Annotated in this window: 6 protein-coding genes; 5 read left to right on the forward strand and 1 reads right to left on the reverse strand. The window is 41.6% G+C overall.

All coding sequences use genetic code 11. The features are described from left to right. The first annotated feature begins 59 nt into the window (after nt 1-59). The gene (locus EPB74_RS02010) at nt 60-698 is read left to right on the forward strand and encodes a phosphoadenosine phosphosulfate reductase domain-containing protein (protein ID WP_274902482.1); all 639 of its coding nucleotides are present in this window, start codon (nt 60-62) and stop codon (nt 696-698) included. A 385-nt stretch (nt 699-1,083) separates the two neighbouring features. After that, nucleotides 1,084-2,790, forward strand: a complete 1,707-nt coding sequence (gene cobA / locus EPB74_RS02015) for a uroporphyrinogen-III C-methyltransferase (protein ID WP_274902483.1) — start codon at nt 1,084-1,086, stop codon at nt 2,788-2,790. A gap of 69 nt (nt 2,791-2,859) precedes the next feature. Here cobA and EPB74_RS02020 read toward each other — a convergent pair whose 3' ends face one another. Beyond that, nucleotides 2,860-3,522, reverse strand: a complete 663-nt coding sequence (locus EPB74_RS02020; RefSeq protein WP_079691725.1) for a DUF4377 domain-containing protein — start codon at nt 3,520-3,522, stop codon at nt 2,860-2,862. A 274-nt stretch (nt 3,523-3,796) separates the two neighbouring features. On the opposite strand from EPB74_RS02020, the gene EPB74_RS02025 reads away from it, so the two are divergent. The 3 genes from EPB74_RS02025 (at nt 3,797) to EPB74_RS02035 (ending at nt 10,660) form a co-directional block, all read left to right on the forward strand. Further along, entirely contained in the window at nt 3,797-5,374 is a 1,578-nt protein-coding gene (locus tag EPB74_RS02025; RefSeq protein ID WP_274902485.1) for an exonuclease SbcCD subunit D C-terminal domain-containing protein, read from the forward strand. A gap of 88 nt (nt 5,375-5,462) precedes the next feature. After that, on the forward strand, nt 5,463-9,374 hold the full coding sequence (locus EPB74_RS02030; RefSeq protein WP_274902486.1) for an AAA family ATPase: 3,912 nt from the start codon (nt 5,463-5,465) through the stop codon (nt 9,372-9,374). A 23-nt stretch (nt 9,375-9,397) separates the two neighbouring features. Further along, the gene (locus tag EPB74_RS02035; RefSeq protein WP_274902487.1) at nt 9,398-10,660 is read left to right on the forward strand and encodes a WG repeat-containing protein; all 1,263 of its coding nucleotides are present in this window, start codon (nt 9,398-9,400) and stop codon (nt 10,658-10,660) included. The last annotated feature ends 61 nt before the right edge of the window (nt 10,661-10,721 follow it).

Consider the following 10,721-nt stretch of genomic DNA (forward strand, 5'->3'; position numbering starts at 1 on the left):
GATATTAATGTCTTTTTATTCTACTTATTTTCACATTAACACTTATTAAGGAACGCATTATGAGCCAATTACACCCAAATCTAGATATCGACCAAGCCAACCAAGACTTACAAGGTAAATCACCAGAAGAAATCGTTGCATGGGCATTAAGCCAAGCGAAAAACCCCATCATTACCACTAACTTTCGCCCATACGAATCAGCGATTTTGCATTTGGTCGCGAAACAACGCCCTGACATCACGGTATTGTGGGTAGATTCTGGTTATAATACTGACGCGACTTACCAATTTGCCAATAAAGTCATCCGTGATTTAAACTTAAACGTTATCACCTATATTCCTAAGCAAACTGCCGCCCATCGTGACGTGACGATGGAAGGTATCCCTGGTATTGATAACCCACTACATGATGAGTTCACCGATCAAGTTAAGCTTGAGCCGTTCCGCCGTGCCTTAGATGAGCTAAAGCCTGACGTTTGGTTCAACGCTATTCGTAAAGATCAAACCGAATTCCGCCAAGGTCTTGATGTGCTGAGCCTATCTAAAGATGGTGTGTTAAAAGTCGCACCGTTATTTGATAAGACAGATAGCGATTTGGATGTTTATCTTGAAGAACACAGCCTGCCAAATGAGTTTGATTACTTCGATCCTACTAAGGTAGAAGAGCACCGCGAATGTGGTTTGCATACGCAGTTGTAGTAGGCAAATACAGCTTTATCATTTAATAAAAAGTGATACTGAAAAGTCCCGCTTAACCCGATATAAACCGGTTAAGCGGGACTTTTTGTGCATTATAGTAAGTTCAAAATAAAATACGTAGATTGTCACTAAATTCTGCTGGTATAAATTTTTCTCGCTTGCTAGCAGCAAAGCCATATAGAAGCTTCAATAAATTTATACCAGCAATACGGTTTTCTTTTTAAAGTGAATCGACTATATGATTTTATACTGCTATTCCCTTTCTCAGCAAAAACCACCTTCAATATCTCAAAAACGACTATGCTAATGCCAATTCACTAGATGAGCCATCGCCCGTGATAATTCATAATAGCTGCATATATTAAATTGAATCACTGGTAATACTATGAATACCTTTCCGCTATTTTTTAAATTAGAAGGTCGTAAAGTGTTAATCGTTGGTGGCGGCGATGTCGCGCTACGTAAAGCTGATTTGCTCAGCCGTGCGGGCGCGTGTATCACTGTCCTTGCGCCAAGCATCTGCGCTGAGCTACAAGCGCTGCTGACCAATACAAAAACAGACATTCAGCATAAGTTAATTTTTGAGAACTATAATAAAACCTATATGTCAGGCTCGCGCGTTATTATCGCCGCCACTGATGATGAAACACTCAACCATCAAATTCATGCCGATGCAAGCGACCTCAATATTCCGGTAAACGTCGTCGATACACCGCATTTATGCGATTTTATCTTTCCTGCAATTGTCGATCGTAATCCCATTGTGATTGGTATCTCATCAAACGGCAAAGCGCCGGTGTTGGCGCGTTTATTACGAGCACGGCTAGAGACGTTGATCCCACAAGGCTATGGCAAACTGGCGAAACTTGCTGGCGAGTTTAGAGGTGAAGTCAAAGCCAAAATACCAACCTTAACTGGCCGTCGTCAGTTTTGGGAGCGCGCCTTTGAAGGTCAAGTTAGCGAGCTGATGTTTGCAGGCAATGAGATTAAGGCAGCAGCGCAATTGCAAGCGGACTTAGACAGCACTGCTGCACACATTGTGAGAGAAAACTCTATTAACTCGAACTCTGATAAAGCAGACTTGCGAACCTCATCAATAACGGTGCCTGTACTTACAGGTGAGCTTCCTACCAATAATGATTATGGCAATACAGTAGCCAAGCCTGTAGGCGAAGTTTATATCGTCGGCGCAGGGCCTGGTGATCCAGAACTGTTGACGTTTAAAGCATTAAGGCTCATGCAACAAGCCGATATTGTATTTTATGATGCATTGGTCTCACCGCAAGTGCTGGATTTATGCCGCCGCGATGCCGACAAAGTATTCGTCGGTAAAAAACGTAGCAACCATGCTGTGGCGCAGTTAGGCATTAATGAGCTACTGGTTAATAGTGCGAAAGAAGGTCGCCGTGTGGTAAGGCTAAAAGGTGGTGATCCGTTTATTTTCGGGCGTGGCGGAGAAGAGATTGAAAGCTTGCGCGCACATGGCATTCCTTACCAAGTGGTGCCGGGCATTACCGCAGCCAATGCCGCTGCTAGCTATGCCGGTATTCCGCTTACCCACCGTGACCATTCGCAATCAGTACGTTTTGTCACTGGGTTTTTAAAGGCAGGCGCACCCAACAATAACTTTAAAAACTTTTTGGATACCGATGAGACTGTCGTCTTCTATATGGGATTGCATTCGCTAGCACGTTTAACGGAAGGTTTAATTGAAGCGGGACGCTCTGCCGATACGCCTATCGCTATCGTCTCTAATGCCAGTATGCCCAATCAGCAAGTATTAACAGGTACACTTGCCGATATTGTTGAATTACAAGAGAAAAACCAGCTTCCCACGCCAGCATTACTCATTATGGGTGATGTAGTCGCGCTACATCATGACTTGGCTTGGTATAATCTACATAATCAGCAGCACAATCAAAACGTTAGCGATACGGCTAATAACTGGTTACGCGGTGGCACGGCCGCTACCCCTAACGATGACTTAACATCTAATAACTCCACTCACCAACAAGCACATGCACTATCTATGGTGGCTAATCTTGCCGAGCAAAAAGAGAATGAAAGTTTGGAGCAGTTAGTTATTGGCTAAATTTATTTTTAAACTTCCAAACAGTATTAAAAAGCCCTAGCAGTAAATTGGTAGGGCTTCTTTTAGCTCTTATGTTTTAGTTTTTTTCTTCTCAAGTACTTTTATAAGTTTGCTATGAACTGACGATGCATCTGCAGGTGGATTGCTAACGGGCGTATTCTTAATAAGCAATGTGTATTCATAATGAGGCTCATAATCAAAACCTTCTATAGCACTATATCGATACTCCCAGTCTGAGTTGGCTTGTTCAGCAAGCTTAGTCAGTAAGCATGATTGTGGCGCAACACCGACACAGTCTACTTGATGGTCAGCGATTAGAATTTTACGTAAAACATAAGGCATCGCACGGACAGTAATTTGGCGCTTATTATCTACCCCTGATTGTGAAGTCGATTGCTCTCCCATCACTTCTATATAATCGCCTATAGCCAATTTCTGCATTTGATTCGCATTGTTCTGACCAAAATTAGATTTGCTAACGAACGCTGTATAAGCGTGTCCGTCCTGATCCACGATAGTAACTTTTTGCTGCTCTCTGTCTTGCGAAATGATACCAGTCACTTGGCCAATGATTGCTTCAGAACGACTCGGTTTAATCGAATGGATAAACGAGTTGCTGTCTTTGATTTGACTCACAGTCGTTTTATTATTCATGTTGGACGGCTCGTAACTACTGCAAGCAGCCAAAGAGGTGGTAATCAAAACCAATGTGCATAATCTGATAAACGGCATAACATATCCTTATTAATGACGGCTTGGATGTTACTAAATATTGACCTTTTCTAGTGTCATTCATTTGTTACTTAGCGCTATTAATAAAGCGCCTTAATAATCAGCCTTTTTAAATAGTCATTCTTTTTTAACAAATTACCATCGTTTAATTTACTACTAAATATCGCCATTCATGCTTTTCTACTTTGCTTTGCTGATAAGTTTATAACCACAGCAAAGCCCGCCAATTCTTGCTAGAATAATCGCTGTCTTTCATTCATCACTAAGTACAATTATGTCTGTATCTGCTGCTAGCCCTCTCACCATCCTGCACACCTCTGACTGGCACTTGGGACGACGACTTTATGGGCGCATGCGTTATGAGGAATTTGAAGCCTTTTTAAGCTGGCTACAAGACACTATTAGCGCGCAGCAAGTGGATGTATTAATTGTCGCTGGCGATATCTTCGATACCATGACCCCGAGTAATAAAGCCCAAGCGCTGTATTATGAGTTTTTAGGCAAGGTTTCAACGTTATGCTGTCAACATGTGGTCATCGTCGCTGGCAACCATGACTCACCGACATTTTTGGACGCACCAAGCAAAGTACTTAAGTTTTTAAACGTGCATGTCATAGGTACGGCTTGCGAGGATTTGAATGATGAAGTGATGGTTTTAGACGATGCAGACGGCAATCCGCATTGTATTATCGCGGCTGTCCCTTATTTGCGTGACCGAGACGTACGCAGTAGTGGCGCTGGCGAGTCAGCTCAAAGCAAAGATGCAAACGTTATCGCTGGTATCTGCGCGCACTATGATAAGGTCGCAGACATTGCCACAGCCAAACAAGCTGAATTAGCCAAGGCGCACAAGCGGCATATTCCTATCATTGCTACAGGGCATCTATTTGCTGCTGGCGGCACCACTACCGACGATGATGGTGTACGTGAGCTTTATGTCGGTTCGCTCGGGAAGGTCTCTGCCGATATGTTCGATGACTGCTTTGATTATGTCGCGCTTGGCCATTTGCATGTGCCACAGCGCGTAGGTGGGCGTGAGAGTATCCGCTATTCAGGCTCGCCTATTGCTATGGGTTTTGGTGAGGCTCGCCAACAAAAACAAGTCTTACTGGTACAGTTTGGCGCAGCGGTAGATAAGTTTAAAAATAAAGACGAAGCGTCTGAAATCACTCCTGAGGCTACTGTCCTAAAAATTAAGACTACAACTGACACGTTTGAAAAATCTGTAGAAAAAGTTACTAAAAAAGTGGCGAGTCGAGCTGCTACCTTTATGGATGATTTGTTTGGCTATGAAGAGTCGGTAGAGACTGATACTAAAGAAAACACTATCGATAATTATGACCAAAAAATGAATCAAACGCCTGTCGATCTAGCTACTTTCAATTCAACATCTAACTTAACATCCAAGCTACTACATCATGATGTGGCACGTCAGATGCAGGTAATCTCCCTGCCTATTCCAAAATTTCAAAAATTGGCACAAGTATCGGGTGATCTGGAAACTATTAATCAAACTATCGATAAAACGATTGCCTCCCTAACTAATACAGAATTTGTCTGGCTGGAAGTCATTTATACGGGTGATGATATAGTCAGTGAATTACGTGAGCATATCCAAGCGATGGTAGAGGGCTTACCTTGTGAGGTATTGAAAATTAAAAACACGCGCATCTATAACAAGGTTTTAAATCAGCAGCAGACCTCTGAGACGCTACAGGATTTAAATGAGCAAGAAGTGTTTGAGCGTTGCTTAATCGCTCATAACGTTCCTGATGAGCAAAAATCAACCTTACGTGATGCTTATGAGCAAATCGTGTACAACCTGCGTCATGAAGATACTCAAGCAGAATAATATAAACTCAGCTTAACAACTGCCAGCTACTCAATACTTTCATCATTACTTTTGTTATGACTAACACTGATAAAAATAAGACCCTGCCATGCGCCTAATTGAACTAAGACTTAAAAACCTCAACTCCTTAAAAGGCGAATGGCACATTGATTTTAGTGATGCTGCTTTTCTTAATGAAGGTATCTTTGCTATTACTGGGCAAACGGGCGCTGGCAAGACCACCATATTGGATGCGATTTGTTTGGCACTATATAGCCAAACGCCAAGACTTGGAGATATTACTGGTTCAACGAATGAAATTATGACCCAAGGTACGGGTGAATGCTCAGCAGAAGTCATCATCGAGATCGATTCCAAGCGCTATCAATGCTCTTGGTACCAACATCGTGCCCACAAGAAGTCCAAAGGTAATTTATTACCGATTAAGCATGAGATCAGTGAAGTCGAAACCGGCAATATTTTAGAAGAGAAAAAATCTAAAACTTCCGTCTATATCCAAGAGTTGATAGGCATGGATTTCAATCAATTCACCCGCTCCATTATGCTAGCACAGGGCAGCTTTGCAGCATTCTTAAATTCTGACATTGGCGATAGAGCGGCAATTTTAGAGAAGATAACGGGCACTGCTATTTATGCCAAAATCTCACTCAACGTCCATGAAAAAAAACGCTTTGAGGAAGAAGTGCTTGGAAAGCTACAGGCAGGCGTTAATAGCTTATCTTTATTAAGCCTTGATGAGGAAAAACTGCTGGCCACAGAGCTCAAAGCGCTTAATCAACAGCAGGGTAAACAGCGGCAAACCTTTAAAACACTGGGCGAGCAGCTACAATGGCTGGATAGTGTTAAACAATTACAGCAAAACCTATCAGTCTATCAAAGTGAATTTGCATCAGCGCAGCAAGTGCAGCAAGCCTTTATTCCAGAGGCGCAGCGTTTAGAAATCGCTAACAAAGCCTTGGAAATGGACAGTCAGTTTCTTGAGCTGAGCTATAGCCGAAACATGGTCAAGCGGCTGGATGTTGAACAGCAAGATTTGCTTAATAAGATTCCAAATAAAAAAGTAGCGCTTGAGCATGCAACTACCAATCTCAATGACGTTGAAAAGCTTGAAAAACAAGCCATGGATAATCTTCAAATTACCCTGCCTATCATTGCAAACACACGCGTGTTAGATGCCGATATAAAACAGCAATCACATTCTTTAGCGGAAGATAATAAGCGCAAGGACGAATTAGTCACTAATGTGCAGAGATTATATCAAGAAATCCAGAGCCACGGACAAATAGAGCATGAGAATAAAAGTCAGCTTACCAGCATAGAAAAGTATTTTAGCGACTACAAAGAGCTTAGTGACCTTGACACAGATATGGCAATCTTTGATAGTAGCTGTAGCCGATTAAAGGCACTGCTACAGGATAACGTAAGCTTAGCCATTGATAAGCTTGCTCATGATGATCAAGCTAAACAACTACAGGCTGATTTTGATAAACTAAGTGCCCAACAAACTCTAGATAAATCACGAGTGCAGCAGCAACGTAAAGAAATTACTGGTCTACAACAGCAGCAAGCAACACTCATTCAAACTCAGTCAATTGCTGGTATGCGCAGTGAGCAAGAGCACATCGATCAAATCAACACTCAAATTGAGCAAGCCAACTTTAAGCTGCGGCAGCTGTCTGAGCTTGCCAGCCAAATTAAAAACATCAACCTATTGCTACCGACGCTGAATCAAGAATTAGTCACTTTAGAAGATTTGATTGCTAGTCATAAATTAGATATTCAAAATACCAAGCTTAAAAAACAAGACAAACAAGAACACTTAAATCTACTGCAAAAAGTGGCTAAGCTTGAAGATTATATAGTAGAACTCAAAGATGGGTCGCCCTGCCCGCTATGCGGTGCGCATGAACATCCTTATGGTAAAAACCATCCGCTATTAGAAAGTAATGTTGATGATAAAAATCAACCCTCTCAGACGCAAAAAACTCAGCAGCAGGTAACTGAGCTTGCGACGTTAATTGAAAGCCTCGAGCAAACGTTATCGCAATATCATATTGACCATGCCACAAAGAAAGAGGCGCTTAATAATCAACAAGCACTATTGACGCCGCTACAACAACAATCTAAAACTGTATACAGTGATATGCAGACTTATCTATCCTCACTGCTTGATGCTAAAAACGATTACTCTGAACCTCTTATAGCAACGATTAATCCGCTTACTCAGATTAGTGAAAATATCAATATCAATACAACTATCACTGATATTGACTCATTCTTATCTTTATTGAGCAGTGCCAAACACAGTCTTATTGACCAAAAACAATCCCTCAAAGCCAATCTGCTTCAATATGATGATTTGACGGATAGTATCTCCAAACTAAGTAGCGCTATCGAGGTTGAAGATAAGCGGCAACAAGCACTTGTTAGTGCCACAAGTAGCCTGACAACTGACCTCAAGCTGACTGCTCAAAAAATCGAGGGCATCGATGATAAGATTGCTGCTAACTTCTCCGAACTTACGCCTATGATGACGGCTATTGTAGCTTTGGTGAGTAAATACCCAGTTGATAAATACAAAAACCATGTCACTATCGAGCTGGCAGGCACAGAGGTTAAAGTAGCACTTGAGCAACTGTCTCATAGCATCAATAAGCAAAAATTGCTCGAGAGTGTCGATGATTATGAATGTCATATTGAAAAATTGCGCGCCCAAAGCCGTGTCTTGAAGCAGTTAAAGCAACACTACAATGAGCAAAGCAGCAGCCAACAACAACTATTGAATAGCTTAAGTAGTTTGACCGCACAGATTGACACCAAACAATCGCAGCTTACCCATGATGAAACCGCGCTCAAAGACTTGGAACGTCTGGTTAACGATAAAACCAACGCTATGGCGCAGCTAAAAGCAGAGAGACAGTTACTGTTTGAAGATAAGAACCCAGATAATGAAGAACATCAATTGCGCCGAACAATTGATGAAGCAAAAGCTCAGCAAGCAAATGCACAAAGACAGTTAGATAATGCTCAGCAAGCGTTAGAACAGTTACAAATTAGGCAACAACAGCTAGCGACAGAATTGCAATCTGCTACTACGGCGTTAGATATACAGCAAACTAAGTTTACTGACTTATTAGCAGAGTCACAGTTTGTAGATGAAGCTGCCTTTGTCAATGCACGCCTACCAAAGGAAGAACGTGAGGCACTACATATACGTAAACTGGCTATTGATAACGCGCTGCAACAGGCTAAATTGCAATTAGATAGCACCCAGCAATCGTTAGATCAAAAACTTGCGATACCTATGACAGATGCAAGCCGAGAAATGCTTGCCAGCCAATACCATCAAATCCAAACGGACATTGATCAGCTAAGTCAGCAGATCGGCGCTATCGATCAAAAGCTCAAAGACAATGCCAGCCAAAAAGGCGAACAAGCGGCACAGCTTATTGCCATCAATGAGCAAAAACAAAAGCTGCAAGTTTGGCAGCAGCTGCATACATTAATTGGCTCAGCTGATGGTAAAAAATATCGTACCTTTGCTCAAGGGTTAACCTTTGAAGTCATGATTAATCATGCCAACGATCAACTACAAAAGATGAGTGACCGTTACTTGCTCATCCATGATGATAGCAATCCACTTGAGCTCAATGTCATTGATAATTATCAAGGCGGCGATATTCGCAGCACTAAGAATCTTTCCGGCGGTGAAGGTTTTATCATTAGCTTGGCACTCGCGCTTGGATTGTCGCAGATGGCCAGTCACAATATTCGCGTGGATTCACTGTTTTTGGATGAAGGCTTTGGTACACTTGATGAAGAGTCGCTTGATATCGCGCTCGATACCTTAACCAGCTTACAACAAGAAGGTAAGCTTATCGGTATTATCTCCCATGTGCAGGCATTAAAGGAACGTATCCTCACCCAAATTAAAGTTGAAAAGCTATCTGGCGGCTTTAGCCAAATCAGTGGTCAAGGCTGTCAAAAGATTACCAGTTAAATAAAGGGGTTGAAGTGAGCTTTATGATTAAAAAAACTATTAAGGCGGCTTATACTAACTTTTTATCTAGTAGTATGTTTTTCTCAGCAGTAGCTGCCGCCACGCTAATGACTACCTCAGCGCAGGCCACTATTAACTGCGCCGGTTATTTACCGAATAGTTATTTTGAGCGTATTGAGAATAATAACGAGCGATTCGCTGACAAGCTAGTCACTTTAGAAGATAACAGCCAACAGCTGCAAGATTTAAATGGCAACATTTTATTAGCTGGTTTAACGGATGCTTATGCCTTAATGAATAAATATTTGATCGCCAGTAAAGATACGGCAAAGGGTAAAAAAACAGGTGTAGTGAATGCTGCTGGCGAGATAATTGTACCCTTTGCTTACGATGCTATTGCGACTGAGCCTGATATTTATACGAGCTTTATTGTTAACGTCACTATGCCAGATGGTGCTACTAACCAAGGCATTATTGATCGCGATGGCTATTGGGTTTATCCAGCAATTAAAAATAATGAAAGACAACAGCAACGTAGAATTGACAATGGCTATGGCGATTATAGCGATACTAGACCAACACAGCGACGTGTCAAAGCAGTCGATGCGCCACTTAATCTTACAGCCGCTGCTATCAGTCATGCTCATTACGATAGCGATGATGATCGTGATTATTTTTTAATTAACGCTTTAGGTGATGCTAGCACGATAGGTAAAATTGGCTTACTCAATGATCAAGGTAAATGGGTAATTGCGCAGCAATATGAGGATTTGCAACCCCTAAATGCTTGTGCTGGTCAACTGTTATATTTGCAAGCGGTTTCTACAAGTTCGCTTTCATTGGATAAAGTAGAAACACAACAACAAACTGCCCTCTTAGATCAAAACGCTAATATTATTATTCCTTTTGCTCCCAATCAAAATATTGAGCTTTTTAATAACTGGGTTTCCAATAATGGGGATCACTCGCTGCTATTTTTAAGTAGTACCTTAATTAAAGGCAGTATTGCAACTGGCCTGACCCAAGATATTGAAGATAATATCGTCAGTGCGCAAATTATTGACAGCAAGGGTAAGCTAATTCTAGCTTCTGAGGCTGCTATCGTAAAATTGCTATATCATCAGTTCTACGCTTACAAACGAGATGGTAAGTTTGGCTTTATTGATGACCAAGCCAATATTGTATTAGAACCACAGTTTGATAGTTATCGTGATGAGGGTGATAAAGTATGGGTAGAAAAGAGTGGTGAGATGGTGCGCTTAAATACGTTAATTGAGTTAGATTAAGCGTTACTTTTATTATTGTAAGCCAATAAAAAACCACCCTTAAGTTATTAAGAGTGGTTTT

It is taken from the genome of Psychrobacter sp. DAB_AL62B, assembly GCF_028895345.1.
In the GTDB taxonomy this organism is placed as follows: domain Bacteria; phylum Pseudomonadota; class Gammaproteobacteria; order Pseudomonadales; family Moraxellaceae; genus Psychrobacter.